This is a genomic window from Fluctibacter halophilus (assembly GCF_020687825.1).
GTDB lineage: Bacteria > Pseudomonadota > Gammaproteobacteria > Enterobacterales > Alteromonadaceae > Fluctibacter > Fluctibacter halophilus.
In genome coordinates this window covers 984118-1009017 of record NZ_JAJEWP010000001.1, presented here as the reverse complement: position 1 = coordinate 1009017, position 24900 = coordinate 984118, and the positions used below count along the sequence as shown (strand labels likewise).

At 52.9% G+C, this 24900-nt stretch carries 21 protein-coding genes and 2 pseudogenes; 11 read left to right on the top strand and 12 right to left on the bottom strand.

Features of this window, described 5'->3' with window-relative positions:
• Positions 1-6: 6 nt before the first annotated feature.
• From hrpA to LJ739_RS04610, 4 genes are all read right to left on the bottom strand, one after another.
• Entirely contained in the window at positions 7-3933 is a 3927-nt protein-coding gene (gene hrpA / locus LJ739_RS04625; protein ID WP_267494148.1) for an ATP-dependent RNA helicase HrpA, read from the bottom strand.
• Positions 3934-4042: 109 nt separating this feature from the next.
• Positions 4043-4459, bottom strand: coding sequence for a CBS domain-containing protein (locus tag LJ739_RS04620; RefSeq protein ID WP_229157453.1), 417 nt, complete (start codon positions 4457-4459; stop codon positions 4043-4045).
• A 105-nt stretch (positions 4460-4564) separates the two neighbouring features.
• Positions 4565-5605, bottom strand: coding sequence for an isoaspartyl peptidase/L-asparaginase family protein (locus tag LJ739_RS04615; protein WP_229157451.1), 1041 nt, complete (start codon positions 5603-5605; stop codon positions 4565-4567).
• 10 nt (positions 5606-5615) lie between these two features.
• A complete protein-coding gene (locus LJ739_RS04610) occupies positions 5616-5822 on the bottom strand; it encodes a dodecin (protein WP_229157449.1) in 207 nt (68 codons plus the stop codon).
• A gap of 129 nt (positions 5823-5951) precedes the next feature.
• On the opposite strand from LJ739_RS04610, the gene sbcB reads away from it, so the two are divergent.
• The 4 genes from sbcB to LJ739_RS04590 all read left to right on the top strand — a co-directional run bounded on the left by sbcB (position 5952) and on the right by LJ739_RS04590 (position 10688).
• Positions 5952-7379, top strand: coding sequence for an exodeoxyribonuclease I (gene sbcB / locus LJ739_RS04605; protein ID WP_229157447.1), 1428 nt, complete (start codon positions 5952-5954; stop codon positions 7377-7379).
• Between the two features lie 114 nt (positions 7380-7493).
• On the top strand, positions 7494-9149 hold the full coding sequence (locus tag LJ739_RS04600) for a DUF342 domain-containing protein (protein ID WP_229157445.1): 1656 nt from the start codon (positions 7494-7496) through the stop codon (positions 9147-9149).
• Between the two features lie 31 nt (positions 9150-9180).
• Positions 9181-9663, top strand: a complete 483-nt coding sequence (locus tag LJ739_RS04595; protein ID WP_229157442.1) for a glutathione peroxidase — start codon at positions 9181-9183, stop codon at positions 9661-9663.
• Positions 9663-10688 carry a 2-hydroxyacid dehydrogenase gene (locus LJ739_RS04590; RefSeq protein ID WP_267494146.1) on the top strand — a complete coding sequence of 342 codons (1026 nt, stop codon included), beginning with the start codon at positions 9663-9665 and terminating at the stop codon, positions 10686-10688. The genes LJ739_RS04595 and LJ739_RS04590 overlap by 1 nt, the downstream gene beginning before the upstream one ends.
• On the opposite strand, the gene LJ739_RS04585 is transcribed toward LJ739_RS04590, so the two are convergent.
• Positions 10666-11442 carry a methyltransferase domain-containing protein gene (locus LJ739_RS04585; RefSeq protein WP_229157440.1) on the bottom strand — a complete coding sequence of 259 codons (777 nt, stop codon included), beginning with the start codon at positions 11440-11442 and terminating at the stop codon, positions 10666-10668. The genes LJ739_RS04590 and LJ739_RS04585 overlap by 23 nt on opposite strands.
• On the opposite strand from LJ739_RS04585, the gene LJ739_RS04580 reads away from it, so the two are divergent.
• Complete coding sequence (locus tag LJ739_RS04580; RefSeq protein WP_229157438.1) at positions 11443-12204, top strand: ElyC/SanA/YdcF family protein; 762 nt, start codon at positions 11443-11445, stop codon at positions 12202-12204.
• A 13-nt stretch (positions 12205-12217) separates the two neighbouring features.
• Here the strand turns inward: LJ739_RS04580 and LJ739_RS04575 are convergent, their stop codons facing one another.
• Positions 12218-12982: a Nif3-like dinuclear metal center hexameric protein gene (locus LJ739_RS04575; RefSeq protein WP_324254895.1), complete on the bottom strand. Its 765-nt coding sequence runs from the start codon at positions 12980-12982 to the stop codon at positions 12218-12220.
• Positions 12983-13120: 138 nt separating this feature from the next.
• Between LJ739_RS04575 and LJ739_RS04570 the strand changes: the two genes are divergently transcribed.
• Positions 13121-13492 (top strand): hypothetical protein, encoded by a 372-nt coding sequence (locus LJ739_RS04570; RefSeq protein WP_229157436.1) that lies wholly within the window; start codon positions 13121-13123, stop codon positions 13490-13492.
• 72 nt (positions 13493-13564) lie between these two features.
• Here LJ739_RS04570 and LJ739_RS04565 read toward each other — a convergent pair whose 3' ends face one another.
• Positions 13565-14512, bottom strand: a complete 948-nt coding sequence (locus LJ739_RS04565; RefSeq protein WP_229157434.1) for a YbgA family protein — start codon at positions 14510-14512, stop codon at positions 13565-13567.
• Between LJ739_RS04565 and LJ739_RS19175 the strand changes: the two are divergent.
• A pseudogene (locus LJ739_RS19175) lies at positions 14405-14656 on the top strand (hypothetical protein); the annotation flags it as partial. The gene LJ739_RS04565 and the pseudogene LJ739_RS19175 overlap by 108 nt on opposite strands.
• Here LJ739_RS19175 and LJ739_RS04560 read toward each other — a convergent pair.
• Positions 14559-15140: pseudogene (locus tag LJ739_RS04560) on the bottom strand (TetR/AcrR family transcriptional regulator); the annotation flags it as partial. The pseudogenes LJ739_RS19175 and LJ739_RS04560 overlap by 98 nt on opposite strands.
• Before the next feature lie 270 nt (positions 15141-15410).
• Between LJ739_RS04560 and LJ739_RS04555 the strand changes: the two are divergent.
• Both LJ739_RS04555 and LJ739_RS04550 read left to right on the top strand, forming a co-directional pair.
• Positions 15411-17210, top strand: coding sequence for a M2 family metallopeptidase (locus LJ739_RS04555; protein WP_407646760.1), 1800 nt, complete (start codon positions 15411-15413; stop codon positions 17208-17210).
• A gap of 183 nt (positions 17211-17393) precedes the next feature.
• Positions 17394-18020 carry a methyltransferase family protein gene (locus LJ739_RS04550; RefSeq protein WP_229157427.1) on the top strand — a complete coding sequence of 209 codons (627 nt, stop codon included), beginning with the start codon at positions 17394-17396 and terminating at the stop codon, positions 18018-18020.
• Between the two features lie 12 nt (positions 18021-18032).
• On the opposite strand, the gene LJ739_RS04545 is transcribed toward LJ739_RS04550, so the two are convergent.
• Positions 18033-19079, bottom strand: coding sequence for a serine hydrolase domain-containing protein (locus LJ739_RS04545; protein ID WP_229157425.1), 1047 nt, complete (start codon positions 19077-19079; stop codon positions 18033-18035).
• Positions 19080-19403: 324 nt separating this feature from the next.
• Between LJ739_RS04545 and LJ739_RS04540 the strand changes: the two genes are divergently transcribed.
• Both LJ739_RS04540 and LJ739_RS04535 read left to right on the top strand, forming a co-directional pair.
• A complete protein-coding gene (locus LJ739_RS04540; RefSeq protein ID WP_229157423.1) occupies positions 19404-19568 on the top strand; it encodes a hypothetical protein in 165 nt (54 codons plus the stop codon).
• A 39-nt stretch (positions 19569-19607) separates the two neighbouring features.
• Complete coding sequence (locus tag LJ739_RS04535; RefSeq protein ID WP_229157421.1) at positions 19608-20042, top strand: hypothetical protein; 435 nt, start codon at positions 19608-19610, stop codon at positions 20040-20042.
• A 114-nt stretch (positions 20043-20156) separates the two neighbouring features.
• On the opposite strand, the gene LJ739_RS04530 is transcribed toward LJ739_RS04535, so the two are convergent.
• The 3 genes from LJ739_RS04530 to LJ739_RS04520 form a co-directional block, all read right to left on the bottom strand.
• Entirely contained in the window at positions 20157-23009 is a 2853-nt protein-coding gene (locus tag LJ739_RS04530; protein WP_229157416.1) for a TonB-dependent receptor plug domain-containing protein, read from the bottom strand.
• Positions 23010-23191: 182 nt separating this feature from the next.
• Positions 23192-24244: a FecR family protein gene (locus LJ739_RS04525; RefSeq protein WP_229157415.1), complete on the bottom strand. Its 1053-nt coding sequence runs from the start codon at positions 24242-24244 to the stop codon at positions 23192-23194.
• A 3-nt stretch (positions 24245-24247) separates the two neighbouring features.
• Entirely contained in the window at positions 24248-24823 is a 576-nt protein-coding gene (locus LJ739_RS04520; protein WP_229157414.1) for an RNA polymerase sigma factor, read from the bottom strand.
• Between the last annotated feature and the right edge of the window lie 77 nt (positions 24824-24900).

The following is a 24900-nucleotide window of genomic DNA, read 5'->3' as shown; positions in this document are numbered from 1 at the left end:
GTATCGTCAAATTGATGCCAGGTGGTTCTCGATCCGTTTGGCCGAGATCGGATAGGCAGTGCCCAACTGTTGGGCAAACAACGACACGTGCAGCTCTTCGATCATCCACTGAACGTCTTGCAACCCTTCAGGTACAGGCTCCCCTTTGGGGAGCTGTGTCAGATGTTGCTGGTATTGCTGCTGTACTTTGTCGATGGTCAGCTGCTGTAAACGGTCACGGTTGGGATCGATCGGCAGCTTTTCCAGCCGCTTGGCCAATGCCTGCACATAGCGTTGCAGATCAGCAAGCTTGGCAGCCCCCACGGCACTGACAAAGCCAGGATAAACCAGTTCAGACAATCGCTGCTTGATGTGTCCGTGTGCAGCAATCATGTCCAGCGGCACATTGCCCTTGAGCTTTTTCTGGATCCCGTGTGCCAGGGTTAAAATGCGCTCCACCTGTTCAGCAATGTCGAGCACTTCATCATTGATTGCACCACGACAATACTCTTTCAACTGCTCAAACGTCTGAGCATCGCGAATATCAGTGTTGTGCTCAGCACAGAAACCGGTCATCAGGTGATCAAGCCCTGCCCTGATACAATCATCGATAAGCGGCTTGACCTGACCAAAGGGATTGAAATACAAGCCCAGCTTGGCCCTGTTCGGCAGCTTGTCCTGCAAATATTTTATTGGCGAAGGAATGTTTAACATGATCAGTTGGCGTACCCCCTCACGGTGGGATTGCTCCGCCTGCCAGGCCTGATCAAATAAACGCAGGCCAACACTGTCCTTTTCAGCCACCAGCGCCGGATAGGCCTTGACCTCGAAGGCCCCCTGCTGTGAAACGTATTGCGGTTCAATCTGATCAAATTGCCAGTCGATGCAGCCGGACTGCTCGATATCAGGCTCCGCTGCCTGCAAAATAGAATCCTGCACTTTACCTGACAATTGTGCTTTCAGTGCCTGCAGGTCACGGCCCTGGCCAATCACCTTGCCCCCATTGTCCTCAACCACAAAGTGCATTTTTAAATGCGCTGGTAGCGCGTCGGTCTGCCATTCTTCCGTAGCCACTTCCACACCGGTCATGCGCAGAAGCTGATGTGACAAGGCACTCAGAAAGGCTACCGGTTTATCTTGTTTGTCACGGCTGTGCATGGCAGACAGGCAGGCATCCGCATAATTCGGCGCAGGCACAAAATTGCGCCGCAGCCGCTTGGGCAAACCTTTGATCAGGGTAACGATCAATTCATGGCGAAAGCCGGGAACCAGCCAGTCAAATTCAACCGGTTGCACCTGATTTAGCATCGCAAGGGGAATGTGCACGCTGACACCGTCGTTGGGATCCCGCGGATCGAAATGATAGCTTAACGGTAAGCGCAGATTGCCCTGCCGCCAGACATCAGGGTACTGATGCTCGGTCACATGATCATCAGACTGTTTGCGTAAATCCTGCGGATCAAACGTCAGCGCGTTGGGATCCTGGCTGTGTTTTTTCCACCACTTTTTAAAGCTGGCTTCGCTGTTAACCTGTTCCGGCAAACGCTGCGCGTAGAACGCGACCAAATCGTCTTCGTCAATCAGAATATCGCGGCGGCGTGACTTGTCTTCCAATTGCTGAACATCCGCCACCATCTGTTGATTGTGCGCCAGAAACGGCATGTTGAGGCGGGTTTCACCGTTGACAAGTGCCTCACGAATGAACAGCGTGTGGCACAGTGCGGGATCGACATTGGCATAGGCAACATTGCGGCCAGCCACCAATGTCAGCCCATACAACAGCACCTTTTGCCGGGCAATCACCGCACCTTGTTTTTTTGACCAGTGAGGATCGTCGTATTGATACTTTATAAGGTGCGTCGCCAGCCCCTCAACCCATGCCGGGTCAATTCGCGCCGCCATTCGGCCAAACAGACGTGAGGTTTCCACCAGCTCCGCCACCATGGTCCACTTGGGTGGCTTTTTCGACAGCGCCGAACCTGGGAAGATCAGAAAACGGGTATTACGCGCCCCCAGGTATTCCTTTTCCTTGTCCTTAAAACCAATGTGAGACAACAGGCCGGAAGCGATGGCGGTGTGAATGGATTGATAGTCCGCTTCTTGTTTAACCAATCGCAGGCCAACTTCAGCGGCCGATTTCTTCAATTGACTGACAATGTCCTGCCATTCCCGCATTCGCAGGTAGTTGAGATAATGCTGCTTACACCACTTTCTCAGTTGATTCCCGGACAAGGTCTGCTGTTGTTGCTTGAAGTGGCGCCACAGGTTCAGTAGTCCGACGAAATCAGAATCCTTGTCGGCATACACCTGATGACATTCATCCGCTGCCTGACGCTTGTCCTGAGGACGTTCACGGGGATCCTGAATACTCAATCCGGCGGCAATCACCAGCACTTCGCTGACACAATTCTGCTGTCCCGCTTCGATCACCATACGGGCATAACGGGGATCCACCGGCAATCGGGCAATTTGTCGCCCCATCGGGCTGAGTACCATACGGCCCTTGTGTTTATGGGTGGCCTGCAACTCCTCCAGCAGGCGGAAACCATCGTTGATGTGGCGACTATCGGGCGGCTGAACAAACGGGAATGCATCGATTCGTCCGAGACCTAACGCCAGCATCTGCAGGATCACCGATGCCAGGTTGGTACGCAGGATTTCCGGATCGGTAAATTCAGGACGGTTATTGTAATCGTCCTCACTGTACAGACGAATACAAATCCCTTCAGAGACCCGGCCACATCGACCGGCCCGTTGATTGGCCGACGCCTGTGAGATCGGCTCTATCGGCAAACGCTGTACTTTACTCCGATAGCTGTAACGGGAAATTCGCGCCATACCGGGATCGATCACATACTTGATCCCCGGTACCGTCAGTGACGTTTCCGCCACATTGGTGGCCAATACAACACGACGCCCCGTATGGCCCTGAAAGACCCGATTCTGTTCTGTACTGGACAAGCGTGCGTATAGCGGCAGTATGTCGGTGCCACGTAACTGGGCTTTTTGCAGCGCATCGGCCGTATCACGAATTTCCCGCTCACCAGATAAGAACACCAAAATGTCGCCAGGGCCTTCCCGTTGCAGCTCTTTCACAGCGTCCAGTATGCCCTGGGTCTGGTCACGGTCTTGTTCAGGATCGTCGAGCGGACGATAGCGCATTTCCACCGGGTACGTGCGCCCACTGACTTCGATGATCGGTGCATCGCCGAAATGGCTTGAAAAGCGCTCGGGATCAATGGTCGCCGAGGTAATGATCACTTTCAGATCCGGGCGTTTTGGCAGCAGTTGTTTCAGATAACCGAGAATAAAATCGATGTTGAGACTGCGTTCGTGCGCTTCATCGATGATCAGGGTGTCATATTGATTGAGAAATTTGTCGTTCTGGATCTCGGCCAACAAAATACCGTCGGTCATTAGCTTGATGTAAGTGTTCTCGGCTACCTGATCGCTGAACCGGATCTTGAACCCGACCTGCTCCCCCAGCGGCGTATTCATTTCCTCCGCGATGCGATTTGCCACCGTACGGGCAGCTAGCCGGCGCGGTTGGGTATGGCCGATTAAGCCACTGATCCCACGGCCCAACTCGAGACAAATTTTGGGGATTTGGGTGGTCTTTCCGGAGCCGGTTTCGCCGGCAATGATCACCACCTGGTGATCCCGTATGGCGTTGGCAATGGTGTCTTTCTGATCGGTGACCGGCAACGGCGGGTATGACAGCCCCGGCACATTCTGGCGACGGCTCTTTACCCGGTTTATGGAGCGCTCAACCCGTTCATATAAGGATTGAAAGGATCGCTCGAAAGCGGATTTATCGACCTCACCTTGGCTGATATCACTTTTGAGCCGGTCGATATGCCGACGCAGGACGTGCTTGTCCTCACCCATACACTCACGAAGTTGGGCGCGAAGTTGTTGAAGTTGATTGAAAACATCGGGATCAGCGGCGGCCAAAAAGCACCTTTAACACAAACGGCTTAAAATGGCCGCCGATCCTAGAAGAATGCGGGTGAAATTTCCAGTTCATTCACCCCGCCGTTTACACGAAAACAGTACCTGACGTCTAAGGTCGTCGGTAGCCGGACTTAAGCTGGACATCGATTGCGGTCAACACTTCCGAACGACTGATGGTACCCAGCAGGTATCCGTCATCGTCAACCACGGGGTAAATACGCGGCTTGGTGTTAAGCATTTGCTGGGCCAGCTCCAACACCGACTCGTAGGGTTTTATGGTCAGCACATCGGGGCGCATGATGTCCTTCACTCTGGCGACCTGCTCGCGATAGTAGCTGGACTCAATCATCCGAGCCAGACAATCCTGCTCAGACAAAAAGCCAACCACTTTGCGCTGCTCATCCATCACCGGACCACCGGTCTGGTGGTAATTGATCAGCCGTTCCACAGCCTCCGCTACGGGCATCTCTGTGGTAAACGTTACCGGGTGCCGGTTCATATAATCAACCGCTTGTAGTGACTCCACGTCGTCTCCTTCAAGGTCTCATCACGAAATATAACTGCCTGATTAATAACATAGACCAGCTTTTCACAACTTGGCTACGTCAGCACAGGTTTTATTTCTTTGGCGTTACTCAACGGCGATTTTACCGTTACCTTCTTCACCGTATATGGCCACCGTTACTTTGCCAGACGTATCAACCGACGCCCGGTACATTCCTTCGGTGTTAAACGGCATGGCGATATTGCCTTCACTGTCGATGGCAATGATCCCTCCTGTTCCACCGGCATCAAACAACTCGCCATGGATCACATCAGAAGCCGCCTGTGACAACGAGGCACCGGCGTAACGAACACGGGCACAAACGTCACCCGCAACATGGTAGCGAATAAAGTATTCGCCATGCCCCGTTGCAGACACCGCACAACTGCGGTTGTCAGCAAAGGTGCCGGCGCCAATGATCGGTGAATCACCAACCCGGCCAAAGCGTTTTGCAGTCATACCGCCGGTGGAGGTGCCAGCGGCCAGATTGCCCATTTGATCCCGCGCAACGGCACCGACCGTGCCAAACTTGTAATCCAGCATATCCGGACGCTGCCAGCGCAGCGCCTGAGTATCCTGTTGCAGCCTGGCTTTCGCATCCTCCAGCGCCTTGCGTCGAAACGGCGTATCGAAATGGTTGTTTTCCACCATGGTAAGCCCTTGGGCAGCGGCAAAGGTATCAGCCCCTTCTCCGCTGAGCATCACGTGAGGTGACAACGCCATCACAGCACGGGCCGCCAGGATCGGATTTTTGACCCGCTTCACACCGGCCACAGCACCGGCCTGTAACGTTGCGCCATCCATCAGCGAAGCATCCAGCTCATGAGTGCCGTCATAGGTGTATACAGCGCCTTTACCGGCATTAAACAACGAACTGTTTTCAAGGATTTGAATCGCCTCAATCACAGCATCCATGGCCGGCTTCCCCTCCTGGAGTACCTGATACCCTGCGGTAACCGCCTGGCGAAGGGTTTGTCGGTACTGTTGTTCCTGTTCTTCTGTCAGGTTGGCCTTGCTGATCGTGCCGGCGCCACCGTGCAGGGCAATTGCCACATCAGAAGGCTCTGCGAGTACGGCGGGTGTAACGAGTATGCCGGCTACAACCGGTATCAGGGATAAACGACGCATGGAGTTGTTCCTAATCGAGAGTGAATCCAACCTTTATCGTAACCTGCCAATGGGCCACTTTGCCATCATCGATATGCCCTCGGGTATCGGTGACCTCAAACCATCGCATGTTGTGCAGGGATTCTGCGGCTTTGGCGATTGCACTCTCAATAGCCGGTTGAATGCCGTCCGGTGAGGAACCGGTCAGTTCGATCAGTTTGTAAGTGTGTGAAGACATAAAACCTCCTTTTGTGGTCTGCCTCCTGACTATAGTCAAAAACTCACCTCAGGAAAGGCAGCAAGCGGTTGAGTTTGCCGGTTATTTCTGTTGTGATCCGGTCAACATTCTGCAGCCGAAGACCATCCGTTGAGTTCACAAAGCCTGTTTTTTCACGATTACGAAACCTGGGGCACGTCGCCGCGTAAAGACCCTGCCTGTCAGTTTGCCGGCATTCGTACGGATTTGGATTTGAACATCATTGGCAAGCCGGTAAACCTGTTTTGCCAGATACCCAATGATTACCTTCCTCATCCCGAAGCCTGTCTGATCACCGGCATTACTCCCCAGCAAAGCTTGCGTGACGGCTTACTGGAAGTTGAGTTTGTAAAACGGGTTCATGAAACCCTCTCAGCCCCCGGCACATGCGGCGTTGGCTACAACAGCATTCGCTTTGACGACGAGGTTACGCGTAACCTTTTGTATCGCCATTTTTACGATCCCTACGGACGAGAATGGCAAAACGGCAACAGTCGCTGGGACATCATCGACATGGTACGGGCTTGCTACGCCTTGCGACCAGACGGCCTCGAATGGGTGTATCGAGAAGATGGTGCGCCATCGTTCAAACTCGAACTGCTGAGCCAGGCAAATGACATAGGTCATGAAAACGCACACGACGCCATGTCAGACGTTTACGCCACCATCGGACTGGCCAAGAAAATCAAAACCGCTCAACCCAAGTTATATGAGTATTTGTTTAACCTGCGCAATAAACGCGCCGTTGGAGAGTTGATTGACTGTTACAATCTGGTGCCGCTGGTGCATGTCAGCAGTAAATTACCTGCCCAGCAGGGATGCTGTACCTGGGTTGTGCCGGTGGCCTATCACCCACGCAATAAGAACGCCATCATTACCCTGAATCTGGCGCAGGACCCCACACCGCTTTTTGAATTATCGGAAGCTGAACTCAAGGCCCGTTTGTATGCCCCCAGTGATAGTCTGGCAGAGGGTGAACAGCGGTTGCCAATAAAGCTTATCCATCTGAACAAATGCCCTGTTCTGGCACCGGCCAAAACCTTGACCGAACAAAACGCTGAACGGTTGGGCATCGATCGAGAACAATGCCTCGCTAACCTGCAATTGATCCGTCAGCATACGGCGGTTTTTCAGACCATCAGCAACTTGTTTGATGAGGACTACGAAGACTCCCCCATTGATGCCGATCATGCCATTTACCGCGGCTTTTTCTCCGATCACGACAAAGCCCTGTTTGATCGCATCCACCAGACCCCAGCCGAACTGCTCGGTGAACAAACCTTCGGTTTTGATGATCCTCGCCTGGCAACCCTGCTGTTTCGATTACGGGCGCGCAACTATCCGGCAACACTGACGGACGAAGAATTGCACAAATGGCAACGTCAGCGTCAGTCTCGCCTGATGGATCCTGACTCGCCGGCCAGTATCACGCTGCCCGAGTACTGGCAACGTCTGGAGCAGCTCAGCCATCAGTATGGTCAGGACGCTGACAAAATGGCGATCATTAATGCCCTTGTGAAGTATGCAGAAAATCTATAAATTCCTAAACTTAGTGACAAGAATTCAACAATTCAGTCGATAAGGTGATACAGGCAGGCGCCAGCATAGCGCAAGGCGCCCGGTTAACCCGATGTTGGCAGGCAGGTGAATAGTATGAGTGGGATCAGTTTTCAGCTCGACACCCAGGACAAATACCTGGACATGGTCATAACTCCTCAGGAGGCAGGCACAGGTCTGGATCTGGCCGGAGCGCTGGCGCAAGTAAAGGCCAGTCCATACAAGCACTTCTACCTGTTTGAAGAAAACATTAAAAATGCGATTGAAAAACTAAAGCAATCCATCAAAGCGGAAAGCAACGATCCCATCACTGAGCGCATCGCCGAACGGCGTGATGCGGTGATCAAATACCGCCTCGAAGACAAAGACATGACAGCCAGCCTGTCGATCACCGCCCCTTACGGCGGCAAGGCGCCGTCGGTAAACGCACTGGTCAAAGCCGCACACGACCAAGGGATCATCCGCGGACTCAGCACCAAACGACTGGCAAACATGGCCAAACAGGTGCGTAAAGCGACGCCCGGCGAAATTATCGAAGATCTGGTTGCCAAAGGTCTGCCCGAGAAAAACGGCCGTCCCTCCAAACTTCAGCCTTTGGTTCCCAACGCACTGGAGCGTATCTTAAAGCCCCAATCAGCGGGCGGCACACGGGTCGACATGCGTAATCTAGGCGACGTTATCTGTGTCAAGAAAGGCACCGAACTGTTGCGTCGTTTACCACCCACCCAGGGGCGCAATGGCTATACGGTGACGGGTGCCGTGCTGGAAGCCAAACCCGGCAGTTGGACCAAATTCCAGCCGGGTGAAAACACGGTGATGAGTGACCACGACGAGAACCTTATCATCGCTGACATCACCGGCATGCCAAAATTCAAAAACGACAAGATGTGGGTGGATGACACCTTCATCTGTACCGGCGTCAACGTGGGCACCGGCAACATCAAGTACGACGGTGCGGTGCTGGTAAACGGTGATGTGACAGAAAAGATGACCATCATTGCGGAAGGCGATGTCACCATCAACGGGTTTGTCGAATCGGCCACCATCCATGCCGGTGGCGATATCATCATCACCGAAGGTGCCATGGGTAAGGTCAATGATGCCAGTACTGATTACAGCACCAAGCTGGTGTCTCAGGGCAGCATTCATATCCAACATGGTCAGGGACTGGACATTAACTGTGCCGGCAACGTAACTGTCGGCCGACAATTAGCTTACAGCCGCATTGTCTGTGGTGGCAGTGTTTTGGTGGGGCCGGTAGAAAACCCCAATGGCAACCTGTTTGCCTGTGATATTCAAAGCCATGACAAAGTGATTGCCGGTACCTTGGGTGCCGTATCCGGCAGCAGCCTGCACATCGACTTCTCACCGGGCTTCAATAGTTTACTGGAACGCAAGGACACGCTGGACGAACTGCTGCAGGTGCTGCGCGACAACAATGCCCGCCACATGGACAAAATGACCCTGATCCGCAAGAAAAAGATCCATGCGGATCTGAAAGAAAAATTCTCAGAAGCTGAGGAATTGCTGCGTAACGAACTGGCATTGCTGCAATGGTTGGAGATGAAAGCCATTGATATGCGCGATGCTAAAGATGAGTACCAACAAGCGATTCAGCTGATTGCCAACAAACGACTGTATCCCGGTGTGACGGTGAAGTTGAATAACCGCACCTGGCGTGCCGAACGCGAATATGCCAAAGCCAAAGTGTTCTATGAAGGACACCAGTGGCAATATGAACCCCTCCTGTAGAGGGGCAACCCGTTAGCCAAAAGGAATGACCATGACCGCCTCAATCTACGATTTTGCCCTGCCCCGCAATGACGGCACCGAGCAAGCATTGAGCGACTACAAAGACAAAGTGTTGTTAATCGTGAACACCGCCAGTAAATGCGGATTCACTCCCCAATACGATGGTCTGCAGGCTCTGTATGACAAGTACAAGGAACAAGGTCTCGAAGTTCTGGCATTTCCGTGCGATCAGTTCGGTCATCAGGAGCCTGGCGATGACAATGAAATCGCCCAGTTCTGCAGCATGAATTTCAACGTCAATTTTCCGCTGTTCAAGAAAATCGATGTAAACGGTGATACCGCGACGCCCCTGTACCAATATCTTAAGCAGGCTGCTCCGGGTCTGATGGGCAGTAAAAGCATCAAGTGGAACTTCACCAAGTTCCTGGTCAATCGCGATGGCAAAGTACTCAAACGTTACGCCCCTACCACCAAGCCAGAGCAGATCGAGCAAGACATCGTCGCATTGCTGTAATGCCCTCAGAGCCCCCTGTGCGCGTCGACTTTTTCAGTTGTAAACCCTACGATCGCCGCTACTTCGAAACCGCCAATCACGGCAACGAAGTGGCGCTGCACTTCCATGAATTTCGTCTCACCCCAGACACCCTGCACACGCTCGAAGCTCCGGATACGCTGTGTGTGTTTGTCAATGATGTGGTCAACAGCGACGTGATCGACTATCTGGTGGCACGGGGTACAAAACACATTGCACTGCGCTGTGCCGGATTCAACAACGTTGATATCAATCATGCCCGCGCCTGTCATTTGCCGGTATCAAGGGTACCGGCCTATTCACCTCAAGCCGTGGCGGAACACACATTTGCCCTGATCATGACCCTTAACCGACGATTACACAAAGCCTACAACCGGGTGCGTGAAAACAACTTCAGTCTCGAGGGATTGCTGGGATTCAATCTTCACGGCAAAACCCTTGGCGTGATCGGCACCGGTAAGATTGGCCGTAGCGTGGTTAACATCGCCCGCGGTTTTGGCTGTGATGTGCTGTGTTACGATCCCAATCCCGACCCGTCACTGGCAACGAAAGGTGTGATGTATACCTCCCTTGAGCAGTTGCTGCAACGCAGTGATATCGTATCGCTGCACTGCCCGTTGACCCGCGACACCTATCACATGATTAACGAGCATACGCTGGCAAGCATGAAACCTGGCGTAATGCTGATCAATACTTCCCGGGGTGGCCTGGTTGACACCCAGGCAGTGATCGGCGCATTAAAGCGCGGTCACGTGGGCTACCTCGGCCTGGATGTGTATGAGATGGAGTCTGAATTATTCTTTGAAGACAAGTCGCTGAACATCATTCAGGATGACGTGTTTGAGAGGCTGTCAACGTTTCCCAATGTACTTATCACCGGGCATCAAGGCTTTTTTACCCATGAGGCATTGCAGCAAATCGCCGATGTTACCCTGTCAAACATCATTGCCGCAGGGCAACAACGCTTTGATCCAACCTACTTTCTCAGTCCCGGCGCTGAACAATGATGTGGTAGTACTTGCCCAGCCACTGGTAAGGTTCCTGTCGGCCATATTTGCGCTCCATCGTCACCAGCTTGTCAAAATCACACTCCTGGCGATCTTTGACACTCATGTAATCATGAATACAGCGGATACCCGCCTGATGAACAATCGTGACCGGCTGTGATCCCAGGTAGTCAATCACCGCCAGCGGATCCACTGCGTTGGTCGGGTTCATCCGCACGGTGTTCTTGGTTGGCATACCCGCCTCGACATAGTCAAAGTTACCGTACAGTAAGTTGGCATAGCGTTTTGCAGTCAGGTTAAAAAAGCTCAGCGACAGGTAACCATCAACAGCCAGCCAGTCTACCCACTGTCCAATCGCCTCTAAGGGTTCCGCCAACCATTCCATCACCGCGTGGGACAGGATCAGATCAACCGGTTCAGGTGGGCTGTAGTGTTGCCAGGGACCATGATGGAAAGCAACATTGTCGACCCCTGTCAGTTTGTCGCGTGCTAACGCCAGCACATCAGCTGACACATCATTAAGGGTGACGGTATGGCCGAAACGGGCCAGGTCAGCAGTCATGACACCGGTACCACCACCGATATCCAGCGCTGTACGGGGGTGATGGCGAATATCGCAATGCTCATCCAGGTAAGACAGTAACAACTGGTGTCGTAACTGGCCTTTACTGGTACCATAAATGTTCGTTTCAAATTTTTGTGCCAGCGCGTCAAAGCTATGATCCTGAGGCGTTGGTCGTTTACCGGTTGTCATATGGACGGATTTCTCGTTAAAAAGCTGCTCGGCAACATGCTGATGCCAATGTCGTTAATCACTGTACTACTGCTGTGCGGCTCTATCGCACTGATCTTTGGTCGTATTCGTCTGGCTCGCTGGACCTGCATCGGGGGCACTCTGCTGCTATTGATTGTGGCTACCCCGTTTGTCGCAGAACCGATGCTTGGCGATCTGGAGCATCAATATCCGCAGTATGATATCAGCAAGCCCGCATCGACCATTGTTATTCTTGGTTGTGGCCACACCAATGACGGTACTCTGCCAATAACCGCGCAACTAAAACCCTGTTCAACCATCCGCGCGGTCGAAGCGTTGCGCATCTGGCAACACAACCCCACCGCCAAACTGATTACGTCAGGCGCAGCCATCAAGCAACCCTTTAGCAACGCTTTCATGACCCGGGAACTGCTGATTGCACTTGGCATTCCTGAGCATCACATTGAGATGATGGAATCGCCCAGAGACACGGAAGAAGAAGCTCAGGCGCTGGCGAGCCTGTTGCCCGATGGTCAGCCGTTTGTACTGGTCACCTCAGCCAGCCACATGGCCCGCTCAGTTACATTGATGCAACGCTATGGTTTGACACCGATGCCCGCTCCCACCGAGCACCTGATCCGCCAGGGGATCGACAGTGACTGGCAATCAAGTTTACCGTCTGCCAACCACATCAAGCACTTTGAACGCTGGTGGTATGAAACCCTTGGCAATGCCTGGATCCAACTCAAAACCTGGTTTTAGCCAGTGCCGGGGCTCAGGCCGGATTATCAATGTCGACAAAGGTGACGTCGAGTCCAAAATATTCGGCCAAATGCTCACCCAGCGCCTTGGCGCCGTAGCGCTCGGTGGCATGATGACCGGCGGCAACAAAGTGGATCCCCATTTCCCGCGCTGTATGAACGGTTTGCTCTGATATTTCACCGCTGATAAACACATCCAGGCCCGCATTGGCCGCCAACTCAATGTAGTTCTGTCCGCCACCGGTGCACCACCCCACACGCTTAATCGGACGATCATGCCCTTCAATCAGCATGGGGCTGCGCTCCAGTACCGTTTCAATGTGCTGTCCCAGCGACGCCAGGTTGGCGTAAGGAGTGGTAAATTCACCATACATGGCGACACTGAACGGGTTACCGACTTCCAGGCCTCCCTGTACTGCGATACCCAGACGCTTGGCCAACTCGGCGTTGTTACCGACATCCGGGTGGACATCGAGCGGCAAGTGATAAGCCAGCAAATTAATATCATGGCTCAACAGCTTCTTCAGACGACGTTGTTTCATTCCCCGGATCTGGGCATTTTCCCCTTTCCAGAAATAACCGTGATGAACCAGCACGGTATCGGCCTGATGTTCAATCGCCGCATCAATAAGGGCTTCTGTGGCGGTCACTCCGGTGACCATGCGCTGAACGCTTTGACGACCCTCAACTTGCAGGCCGTTGGGGCAATAATCCCGGACCTTGTCGCTTTGCAGGAAGTCATTTAGATAGGTTTCCAATTGCAGATTTGTCAGTTGCATATGCCCCTTTACCTTTTTGTTACAGATTTGCTACACAAATGGCGAAAATTAGACATTATACGGAAAACACGGTATAAACGCTGACCATATTCGCGTATTTTCGAACAAAAAAACACACAATAAGGTAACGACCTGACTATGAGCAAACTGGACAAAGACCAAGTCATTGCAAAGTTTACCGAAGCCTACAAAGCAGCCAACGGTAAAGCCCCTAACATCGAAGCCAAAGGTGGCTGGTATTCTGTCGACGGTGGCAAAAATATCCGCCTGGCAGCATTGGATGAAATGGCCGACGAATTGGCCAGTGGCAGCAAACCTGCAAAAGCGGCCGCGAAAAAGCCTGCCGCTGAAAAAGCAGCGCCTAAAAAGGCCGACGCCAAGAAAGCAGACAGCAAGAAGGCTGCACCGAAAAAGCCTGCCGCTAAAGCCAAGAAACCTGCCAAAGGTGGTTTCTCGGTTAAAGCATACTGGGCAGAGCAAGTGGCCGACGGCTCACGTCCGCCTCGCTAAGCACCGAATAAACGCGATAAACAAAAAAAGCGGCATCAGCCGCTTTTTTTGTGCCTGTTGCACCCGTTCGGTTTACGCCCGCAAACCCAGTTGTTCGGGGTATGGCGCCAGATAAACCTGGTTGGACAGGTAGTCATTCGGATACTTACGCAAATGGTGCTGCAATAACGTAATTGGCGCCAACAGTGGCACGTACCCTAGGCGGTATTTATCAATTTGCTCCGCCAATTCCTGCTTTTCCTGTGGATCCAGATACTTTTTGAAAAAGCCCTGCAGGTGCATCAGAACATTGGTGTGTTTGCGTCGGTTGGTCGGTTTACTGAGGGTTTGCATCAGCATGGTAAGGTATTGACTGAACAAGGTATCAAGGTGTTCCTTACCTGCCCCGGACACCAGCCGCCCGATGGCCTGGTACATTTTGGGGTTATACGCCATGACCAGGAATTTGTGCCGGCTGTGAAAATCAACCAACGCGGCCGCGCTGGGCTTGGCCAGCACATCGTGACGGAAACGGTGATGCACATACACCTTTGTGATAAAGCTTTCCCTCAGTCCCATGTCGTTGAGACGACCGTCCTCCTCTACCGGTAAGCAAGGATAGGCGTCCATCACCTGCTGCGCGAACAGACCGCGCCCTTTTCGGTGCAGCAATTCTCCCGACTCCCCGTAGACCTTGATCCGCTCAACACCACAGGTGGGCGATTTAGCACAAAAGATGTAGCCATCCAGCGCCGCCATTTTGCCGCGCTGCTGTTCGAACACCCGATTAAGTGAGTCGGTGTGTCGTAGTGCACTGTCTTTACTGTCTACCAGATGGATCTCATTGCCTAACTCTTGTACCCGGATTGCGGGACGAGGCACCGGCATGCCCATTGCCACCTCTGGACAAATGGGTTCAAAACGAAACACTGCACCGAGATAATCGGTTACATAATTAGAGCGCTTGTGGCCGCCGTCAAAACGTACCTTGTCGCCCAGAACGCAGGCACTGACGCCCACATGGATGGTGGATGTAGACATAACCCCTCATTCACTGTTTTGCTTTGCCCTGTAGTCCAGCTTGGACGAAAGGCTTCAGATGAGCAAATATTCCCTGCTCATCAACCTGTTGTTGATAATCGGCTTGAGCAATTTCCCGCAGCGCCTGATTGGCACGAACGCTGAACACAAACGCTCCCATGGCAAAATGCAGGCGCCAGAATAATGCCTGCGGTGAGAGCCCCGGCAACGCCTGTCTTAATACCCTGTGTAACGCCTCCAGCGGTTTGGCATATTGCTGTTGGATAAACCGTCTCAAGTGTCCCTGAGTTTCGGCGTAGGCCTGACCTAACAACACCAGTAGTACGTGACTGGCCCCGGGACGGATCGCTTCGAGGCGCTGTAAACTGTCTCCAATCAAATCAAGCACCGCCTCCACACCTGACGGCGTGTTGTGTCCCAATACCTGTTCGATATGATCCATGACGGTATCCAGGTTGCGTGCCATCACCGCCTGGATGAGGTTCTTTTTTGATCCGAAATGGTAATTAACCGACGCAAGGTTGACGTTCGCACGGGTGGTAATGTCCCGCATTGAGGTCTGATTAAAGCCTCGTTCGGCAAACAGGGTTTCGGCACTGTTAAGGATCTGCAGTTTGGTATTGGCCATGATCTAAACGCTGGATTAAAACAGGAGTTTAAATTAACCGTCTAACCCGGATTCGGCAAGTTCAGCGCGTCGAAATAGTGAGGTTTATCCTGTTTTGTTGATGATTGAGCGCGATACCCGCCAGATGCGGCGACAGGACTTATATCCTGGCGCGATACTGGCTATACTGCCAACCGGACAGAAATATCGATCTACCGATCGAGAATTACAATAAAAGCATAGGAAACCAACATGGGACAAACGCTACGCCTCAGTGCGCTGGTCACTGCGATGGCATTGACCACTGCCGCCTGTACGCCTTCATCGACAAAAGACACGTCTGCTGGCACAGAAGCCCCGCAACAGCTGACTGCCGCTGACGCGAAAACCTTCATTGAAAATGCCCAGCAGGAAATTGAGAAGCTGCAACGCCCTGCCGCTCACGCCGAGTGGGCTTACCAGACCTACATCAATCAGGACACTGCCGCGGTCACCGCTTACTTGTCAGAAAAACTGACCAGCCGTGCATCGGAGCTGGCCAAAGAAGCCGCCAAATTTAATAACGTTGAAGTGGATGCCGACACCCGTCGTAAACTCAACCTGATGCGCAATGGCCTGGTGATGCCAGCCCCAGCCGATGCCAAGCTGTCAGAACGCCTGGCCCAGCTGGGATCGGATCTGAATGGCATGTACGGTGCGGGTAAATACTGCCGCAGCGAAGAAGAATGTTTCCGCCTGACCGAAATGAGCGCCATCATGGCGAACTCCCGTGATGCCGATGAACTGCTGGAAATGTGGCAAGGATGGCGCGAAGTCTCACCACCGATGAAAGACTTGTACGCTGAACAAGTAGAAATTGCCAACAAAGGTGCCCAAGAACTTGGCTTTGCCGATGTCAGTGAATTGTGGCGCGGCAGCTATGATATGCCAGCGGATGATTTTGCCAACGAATTGGATCGTCTGTGGAATCAGGTTGAACCTTTCTATGAAGCCTTGCATTGCCACGTGCGCGCCAAACTCGGTGAGCAATACGGCACCGACGTTGTTCCTCAGCAAGGGCCTATTCCAGCGCACCTGTTGGGCAACATGTGGGCGCAAACCTGGGGCAATATTTATGATGTCGTCAAACCTGAAGAACCCCTTGAGGTTATCGACGTCACCGCCGCACTGGAACAGCATGGCTACGATGAGATCAAGATGGTCAAGCAAGCCGAATCGTTCTTCACGTCCCTCGGCTTTGAACCTCTGCCGGAGACATTCTGGGAGCGCTCTCAGTTCCAGCAACCCGCTGACCGTGACGTTGTCTGCCATGCCTCTGCGTGGGATCTGGATGACAAAGACGATCTGCGGATCAAAATGTGTATCCAGAAAACCGGCGAAGAGTTCGCGGTTATCCACCACGAGCTGGGACACAATTTCTATCAACGCGCCTACAAAGATCAGCCGCTGCTGTATCGAGGTTCGGCCAATGACGGCTTCCATGAAGCCATCGGTGACACCATCGCGTTGTCCATTACGCCGAAGTACCTGAAAGAAATTGGTCTGGTGGACACTGTACCGGATGCTAAAAATGATATCGGTATGCTGCTCAAGCAAGCGCTGGATAAAATCGCCTTTGTACCTTTTGGCCTGCTCGTCGACCAATGGCGCTGGAAAGTGTTCTCCGGTGAAATCACCCCGGAACAATACAACACCGCATGGTGGCAGTTGCGCGAAAAATATCAGGGTGTGAAAGCCCCGGTAGAGCGTGATGCCGACGCCTTCGATCCGGGCGCCAAGTACCACGTTCCGGCAAACACGCCTTACACCCGTTACTTCCTGGCGCATATTCTGCAGTTCCAGTTCCACCGCGAACTGTGCAAGATCGCCGGCGATCAGGGCCCGGTACACCGCTGCTCCATTTACAACAGCAAAGAAGCCGGTGAAGCCCTCAACACCATGCTGGAAATGGGACAAAGTCGCCCCTGGCAGGATGCGTTGGAAAGCCTGACCGGCAGTGGCCAGATGGATGCCACGGCGATCATGGATTACTTCGCACCGTTGAAAGCCTGGTTGGATGAGCAGAACCAGGGCCGCACCTGTGGTTGGTAGTCTGACCAACTGACTACAGAAAACCGCTAAAAAAACGGCGCCATAAAGGCGCCGTTTTTTATTCTCAGAAAGACTTAATATATATTAATCAGCTACTTATCTGAGTCATTGATTGTGCTACTATCCCTGTTATCTAACCCATAAACTGGCTCTCCAATAGCCGGTTCAATCACAGGCAATGGTATGCAAGGAACGCTCGACGGCACGGAACTGCTCTCCTTTACCCGCTGTTATCTGGCAGTGTTTTTCACCTTTGTCGCGCTGTTTTACACCACCCGGATCCTGACCATGAAAGGCGCTACTCAGCGGGAATACGTTTTTCCCGGCAAAGCGTTTTGTGCTACCTGGTGGAATCACATGGCATTCAGGCTCTTTCGGGTGCTCATTTGGTGGGTGTGTCTGATACGGCTGTTTGTTCCTGAGACTGATCGCTGGCTGGGAATGATTGACGCCATGATAACGCCGCCGGTGATCATCAGCGGGTTGCTGTTGCTGACATTGGGATTTGCCGTTGCCGCCTCACTGCACTGGCGTTACGGACATGCCTGGCGGTCCGGCATCGACCCTAGCGGACCGGATAAACTTGAAGTGAATGGGCTGTACCGCTTTTCCCGTAATCCGATGTTTATCGGTGTAGGCATTGCCCAGTTTGGTTTTTTTCTGGCTTTGCCCAGCCTGTTCTCCATGCTGTGTCTTGTGGTCGGATGGATCGCACTTGCCCGCCAGGTTTCAGCGGAAGAAGAACATTTGCACCGACGTTTCCCGACCTTGTATCCTCTTTACAAGGACCGTGTCAGGCGTTGGTTGTAACCTGCTACCCCGTTACTCGTCCTGTTTTTGCAACGCTTGCTGACGGCGCAATATTTCGATTATTCGGCTGTAGACGCGCTCCGACAGGGCCCAATGGGTATAGTCACTAAAATCGGTAGTATTGATGAACTGCACCACCACAGCGTCGATGTCGGGGTGATAGCGAGCAATGCTCTGATATCCCGGTATCAAACCGGTGTGCTCGTAGACATATACGTCGTCGTAAATCGCCTGCTCCTGCCCGGAAAAAACGCTGCCGTCATTCAGGGCGCGGATAAACCGACCAACATCCGCTGCAGTGGCGAGCATCGAGCCATAATCTGTGGTTTTTAGGTTTTCATCCAGTCCGACATAGTAGCCCCCCATGACACGGCTGATATCAACCTCATCAAGGGCATGAAAAGTGTTGTACAGCGCCAGTGGGCCAAGGATAGCCTTGTCAATGAAGCGTTGATAGGGTTGACCGGTGGTATGCTCAATGAGCGCGCCAATCAACAGATAATTGGTGTTTGAATACCCATAGGTCTGCCCTGGCGCAAAGCTTGCCGGTTGGTCAAAAATCAACGCCAGAGCATCGTCACTGTTTGCTGGCGGGTCTTGCCAATAACCCGGTGTATCGGTGAAGTTGGCCAGACCGCTACGATGTTGGATCAGGTGTCGCACCGTGATCTTGTCTGCATAGGGTATACGGCCAGCCCACCGGGGAAAGTACTCAGACAACGTAACGTCCAGGGAGAGTCTCGACTGCTCAACAAGTTTTACTGCGGCGACGGCCAGATACAGCTTATTAATACTGGCAATCTTAAACAGCGCATCTCCCTTGGCCGGTATCCTGGCTTCCCGGTCATGCCAGCCAGCACTGTACACTGACGGCGGTTGCCCGCCCTGCTCGACGTAAACAATGATACCGTCGAATCCGTGTTCCAGGGCATGCTGAACTTCTTTGTCCACACTGTCCGGCAGTGGCGCTAACCAGGCAAACAATAGAGACCAGGGTGGCAACATTACGGTCGCAACCAGGCCTGCGACCAATGCACAGATACGCAATATAAGGGTCACTCGTCCCTGTCTCATACACTCTTCAGTCAGAAAACGTTAACCTCGATAGTGACACTGTTTGACAGCAAAAGGTAGCGTCCACGGTTGACAGTTGAGGGGTTAAAACGGCATTGAATTTAATGCACTGTGCTTCGTTCAGGCCACAGGACATTGGGTTGGCGCATACGCTGTTGGGCACGACGATAGGTGCGCTGTTTACGTTATGTAACAATTATCAAGGTGATCGATTCACGCAGGTGTTCGACACTTGGACAGTAAACGGTATAACGGAAACTGCAACACCAAGCGCTCAAGAAGGCGCTATACAACAAGGAAACCAATCACATGAAAACGTTATTCAGAGGCCTGCTCCTTCTTGCCCTGCTGATAGGGGCTCTGTCGGCATACAGCTACGGAAGCACCACCGGCATGTTTTTATTTATTGTGATTGGCTTTTGCCTTGAGGCCGGCTTCTGGTTTGGACTGTTGCCCCGCAAACGCCGTCAATAACCCGCTGTTTTCACTGAAACAATCAAGCAGAGAAAATCAATGAAGACACTTCACTATGTATTCTCGCAGAATGATAAGTACGACGGCATTCGACCGATTAACATCTATGCCATGCGCGTAATCTATGCATTGATGGCAACGGCCTTGGCCTTTGATGTGTGGTCATACATTGCCACATACGATCAGGTTTGGGATCCGAGCGAGGCTATGGACTGGAGCGTTTGGGCCGCGTTCACACTGTTTGCCGTTATTGGCATTTTCAAACCCGTACAGATGATCCCTGTTCTATTGCTGGAAATCGCCTATAAAACGATATGGTTGATCATGGTTGCAGCGCCTTTGTACAGTGCGGGACAACTCTCGAATGATACAACTGACGGTATGCTGTTCCCGTTCACCCTGGTTGTTTTACCAATCATTGCGATGCCCTGGGGCTATGTCGTTAAGCAATACTTAACACCATCCCGCGCATAAAACGGTTCGTTGCGGCCAATGGACACCGGGTTCAATAAGGTCACCATGTGACTGGCAAACGCATAAACATTCGTCACCCAACTCATCAGCCTATTGCAAGGTGGCTTATTCGCACTAAAACACCACTTTGCCGCGCAGGTACCACAACGCGCCATTGATCCCCGAGGGGGATGTGGCGGGATAGCGGGAACCCACCTCCCCTTGGTAAGGATTTTCATCCGGGCGTTTATCGAGCAGATTTTTGGCCCCCAAGGTCAGGTTCAGCGCTTCATTGAGCTGCCAGCTGACCTGCCCGTCCAGCGTCCAGATCCCACCGCTGTAGATATCAAAGCCGGCCGAGGCATCGAGGTGATCTTCGTAAAAGCCGCCGTAATAGTTGAGGCGCAGTTGTGTGGCAATGTGTTCGAAAGACTGGCGCAACGACACCGTCAGACGGTGGGCCGGCAGGTTGTCTTCTATCATGCGAATGCGCTGCTCGGTCAGGTTGGTCTCAAGGTAAATATTACCGTCGGCATCCTGGCGCCGATAGGTGGTCAGGCGATCCACTTCGGTGTCGGTCCAGTTATAAGCCAGGGTCAGCCGGGTCGGGATCGTATGCCAGGTAAAATCGCCGTTTACCACCAAATCAATGCCCTGTGTGGTGGTATCAAAATCGTTGGTGAAGTACTTGGCGGCACTGAAACTGAGCGCATCCTGTATGCCCTGGCGCAATAATGCGTCAATGTCCTCGTCAGTGAGCGGTATTGCTGATGTGGTACTGATCCGGTCGGTCAGTTGGATGTTGAAGTAATCCAGCGTGAAAGACCACTGTGGCAGGAAATCGCCAACCAGCCCAAAGCTCAGATTGACTGATTCTTCCGGCGACAGCGCAGTGGCGCCAAGCTGTTGAGATATGGGATTGGTGGGCGGTAAGGTTGCCTGATCTTCCAAGCCATTGGGGCCAAACGCTGTGGTCACATTGATCACATTGCTTTGTCCCACGGTCGGCGCCTTGAAGCCACTGCTAATAGAGCCGCGTAAGGCCAGGGCCTCATCCAGACGGAATCTGGCACTGACTTTTCCATCGAACGTGCTGCCAAAATCAGTGAAATGCTCAAAACGTGCAGCTAAACCCAACACCACATCACTGCTTAACTCGGCTTCAACATCGGTGTATAAGGCCCAGTTACCCCGTGTCCAGCGACCTGCCGAGGCTTGTTTGTATCCCGGGAAGCCATTTGAGCCAATACCAAACCCCTGGGACATCCCGGTGGCGGGATCGTAGGCCAACAACCCGACGGTATGGGACGCAGGATCCCCTGCGGTTTGCTCGTAGCTTTCCCGACGCCACTCGAACCCAGCCGCCAGGTGCAACGCGTCAGCGGTGTGCAGATCGAAGCTGCGCTGAACATCGAGGTTTACGTTAAATTCCCGTTGTGACACCGAGCCAGGCAAGAACTCGGTCGGAGAGTCGGGGCCCAGCGATGGATTGACGGTATCAAACAAACGGTAATCCACTGCCGAATACCCTATCCCAAGACCGCCATCGACCGACCATTCACCATAACGGCTGCGCACGCCGGTGTAGAGGCTGCCATCGTCGATATCACCGGAAAAGGTCGGCGTAAAACCGCCAGGAAATAGCTCATTGAATGCGAAACAGTTCTGGCCCACGGCACTGCTGGGATCGGCAATCAATTGGTAAGCCGTATCATCCAGCACGTTGTCGTCGTTGATCGGTACCGACGGACAAGACACCCCTTGACCGAGTCCATCCAAGTCACCAACCAGCAAATTGCCTTCACCGTCGGTGAACACCCCACGACGCAAATGGGGATGACGATAATAAAAACCGCCCGCCACGTCACGGTTGGCCAATATGCCAAACAAATACCACTCACTGTCCTGCCCGATTGGAACACCGGCATTGACAGCAAACTTCACATCATGGTCCACCGCCGGTGAACCCCAGTGTTGCGCCGGCTGGGGAACAAACCTGTTACCACTGTCGATCAGTTGCTGGGCATCGTCCCGCTGAACACTGCGGCTGGTGCCATGCTGTTGTCGGTATTCTGCACTGAGTGCCACAAAGCCGGTATCCAGCAAGCTAAAGCCCTGATGCCATTGGAGTTGCACCATTTCACCATCACCGGCACCGTACTCGGCACCTTTTAGGGATAGTTCGCCGCCGCTACTGTCATCTTTAAGGACAAAGTTGATCACCCCCGCAATGGCATCAGAACCATACTGGGCGGCGGCGCCATCACGCAACACTTCCACCTGTTGCAACGCCGATGCCGGTATGGTTGATATGTCAGGCCCCTGGGCGCCATCTGACAAACCGCCACCTAAAAACGTGATCACTGCTGAGCGATGGCGCCGTTTGCCGTTCACCAGTACCAGGGTGTGATCCGCTGCCATGCCGCGCAGATTCACCGGCCGAACCAACGTAGTCGCATCGTTGATGGGCTGATCGTTAACGTTCAATGACGGCACAATGTTGGTCAGCAAATTGATCAGATCGCCATCGCCCTGACCTTCCAGATCTGCCTGACTGATAATGTCCAGAGGGACCACTGACGCCACCTCACTGCGCGGCGACGCGCGGGTGCCGACGATGGCGATTTTCTCGATGCTTTCCGCAAGTTCAGCCTCTTCGCCGGTCTGCGAAGTCGGTAATGGGGGTGACTCTGCGGCGACAGGAAAGGTGGGCACCGGTTTAACCGTTAACCTGCCCTGCTCATCGGCAACGGCATACAGCGTAGTGCCTTCCAGGAGCTTCACAATGCCCAATTCAACGCTGTAGTTGCCGAACAGCGCATTGGCAGACACCTGTTCAGCCAAGTCGACCGGAAACAACAAGGTAATATTGGCCTGACGGGCAAACTCGGTCAGGGCCTGATTGGCTGGCTGGGAAGGAATTGAAAAATTGGTTTTGTCTTCGGCCTGCGCGTAACACGCAGTCAATGTACCAACGGCGAGCAACACAGCCGTCCGCACGGCAGGCAGTCGCCGCCGGGTGCAACGTTGAGACAGTTTTTGTAATGTCGCCGGAAAGACTCGCAAATTGTGCACTGACTGCTTTTTATTGTTGTTATACACAAGGCAGCGGGCGAATAGCAACACGCCTGTGCTGGGTTAGTCCCGCGTATACGCAGTATACCGAAAAGCTAACGTTTGGCGCTCAGAATAATGGTGCCTTGTGTGTTCTTTTCATGTTCGATCTGGAAGCTATTCTCCAGTGCATACAGCAAGCCGTCAATATCTCCGGCCTTAAAATAGCCCGCGACCCGGCGTTCGCGCAATGACGCTTCTGCCAATTCGAATTGCACGGCACTGTAGCGCGCGACTTCGTCCAACACTTGCTGAAGGCTTTCGCCGTTAAACACCACCATGCCCTGCTGCCAGGCCAACTGCTGTTGGACCTGATCCAGGCTCATTTTGGTGATCGGGTTAATGTGACGGTCAAAGACTGCTTTTTCACCGGAAGAGACCAGGATCCCCTTGCCCTGATTGACGACCGATTGCCATTCCTGCAGTACGGAGGGGGTAGTTTTCGCTTCATGCTGCACCAGCACACGGCCTTCGGTCACCAGCAACTCAAAATCTTCAGGACTGGTCATTTCTACGTTAAAGGCTGTCCCTACCGCCGTTACCGCCCGCTCTCCGGCTGTGACCGTAAAGGGTCGGTTGACGTCATGGGCGACGGCAAAATGGGCTTCGCCCCGTAATAATGTTACCTGCCGGGCGTTGTCACTGAACGACAAGGTAATTTCGGTATCGGTATTCAGGTGCGCCACTGTGCCATCAGGCAGGGTAAAGGGTTTCTGTTCGCCAACACCGGTTTCAGCGTGGGTCATCGTGCTGGCAGTTTGGATGTTGTTATCCACCAGTTGTTGATTCAACAACCAGGAGGCCGCAAACATCACCACGAATACCACCGATGCGGCGACAGCCATACGGGTTCTGTCGGCAAAGGTTCGCTTGCGCAGGTTATCTTTGGGCCGCAACGGGAACAGGGTTTTCAGTTCGTTCAATACGCTCAGGTCGTCCCACAGCGCGGCCGCTTCATACAACGCCTGCTGATGGGCATTACCTTTGGCGACCCACTGAGTCAGGGTCTGGTGTTCCTGGGGGCGTAAGCCACGATCAATACGGCTGATCCACTCGCAGGCTTGCTGCAAGAGCTCTTCTCGATCGTGAAACGCGGTAATATTACTCATGATCTACTTCTTCACTACCCGTGATAACGCCTGCACCGTACTGCTATCACTGTCTGTTGCCACTCGTTCACCCTGTGCATGAACCTGTTTCATGTATTGCGCACATTGCATCAGTCCCTTGGCGACATGCTTCTCAACGGTGCTCTGGCTGAGGCCCAGAAAATCCGCAATGTCTTTCTGACTCAGCCCATACACTTTTTTGAGTAAAAATACCCGCTTCACTTCCACCGACAGGGTATCCGTTGCCCGGCAGAAATGTAAAAAACGTTCTTTGCTTTCAACCTCTTTTTCCAGTCTGTCGCTGGTCAGGTCATCCGGTAACATGTCCAGATCGTGCAATGGATCATGCCCTTTGGCGCCGGCAGAGGATACATGATTCAGGGCCAGATTTCTGGCCGTTTTTAACATGTATGTACGTTCGAACTTAATTTCCTGTTTCAGTTCCGCGGCATAGCTGCGAATAAAGGTTTCCTGCACGATATCTTCGATATCATCGGCACTCACAATGGCACTGATGGCTTTCACCAGCTGCTGGCGGTAATTCAAAAATGCTTTTGTGATTGACGATTTATCACTCATGGGTGTCTTCGGTATGGAAGCAGACCAAACGGTGGCCCACTGTAGCTCACAATAAAATGCAGGGGAAGCACTGCTTC

Excerpts from the sequence above, each read along its gene's own strand:
- LJ739_RS04615 (WP_229157451.1), bottom strand. The coding sequence starts at position 5,605 with ATGCGTCGTTTATCCCTGATACCGGTTGTAGCCGGCATACTCGTTACA.
- LJ739_RS04610 (WP_229157449.1), bottom strand. The coding sequence starts at position 5,822 with ATGTCTTCACACACTTACAAACTGATCGAACTGACCGGTTCCTCACCG.
- LJ739_RS04600 (WP_229157445.1), top strand. The coding sequence starts at position 7,494 with ATGAGTGGGATCAGTTTTCAGCTCGACACCCAGGACAAATACCTGGAC.
- LJ739_RS04595 (WP_229157442.1), top strand. The coding sequence starts at position 9,181 with ATGACCGCCTCAATCTACGATTTTGCCCTGCCCCGCAATGACGGCACC.
- LJ739_RS04590 (WP_267494146.1), top strand. The coding sequence starts at position 9,663 with ATGCCCTCAGAGCCCCCTGTGCGCGTCGACTTTTTCAGTTGTAAACCC.
- LJ739_RS04585 (WP_229157440.1), bottom strand. The coding sequence starts at position 11,442 with ATGACAACCGGTAAACGACCAACGCCTCAGGATCATAGCTTTGACGCG.
- LJ739_RS04580 (WP_229157438.1), top strand. The coding sequence starts at position 11,443 with ATGGACGGATTTCTCGTTAAAAAGCTGCTCGGCAACATGCTGATGCCA.
- LJ739_RS04575 (WP_324254895.1), bottom strand. The coding sequence starts at position 12,982 with ATGCAACTGACAAATCTGCAATTGGAAACCTATCTAAATGACTTCCTG.
- LJ739_RS04570 (WP_229157436.1), top strand. The coding sequence starts at position 13,121 with ATGAGCAAACTGGACAAAGACCAAGTCATTGCAAAGTTTACCGAAGCC.
- LJ739_RS04565 (WP_229157434.1), bottom strand. The coding sequence starts at position 14,512 with ATGTCTACATCCACCATCCATGTGGGCGTCAGTGCCTGCGTTCTGGGC.
- LJ739_RS04555 (WP_407646760.1), top strand. The coding sequence starts at position 15,411 with ATGGCATTGACCACTGCCGCCTGTACGCCTTCATCGACAAAAGACACG.
- LJ739_RS04550 (WP_229157427.1), top strand. The coding sequence starts at position 17,394 with ATGCAAGGAACGCTCGACGGCACGGAACTGCTCTCCTTTACCCGCTGT.
- LJ739_RS04540 (WP_229157423.1), top strand. The coding sequence starts at position 19,404 with ATGAAAACGTTATTCAGAGGCCTGCTCCTTCTTGCCCTGCTGATAGGG.
- LJ739_RS04535 (WP_229157421.1), top strand. The coding sequence starts at position 19,608 with ATGAAGACACTTCACTATGTATTCTCGCAGAATGATAAGTACGACGGC.
- LJ739_RS04525 (WP_229157415.1), bottom strand. The coding sequence starts at position 24,244 with ATGAGTAATATTACCGCGTTTCACGATCGAGAAGAGCTCTTGCAGCAA.
- LJ739_RS04520 (WP_229157414.1), bottom strand. The coding sequence starts at position 24,823 with ATGAGTGATAAATCGTCAATCACAAAAGCATTTTTGAATTACCGCCAG.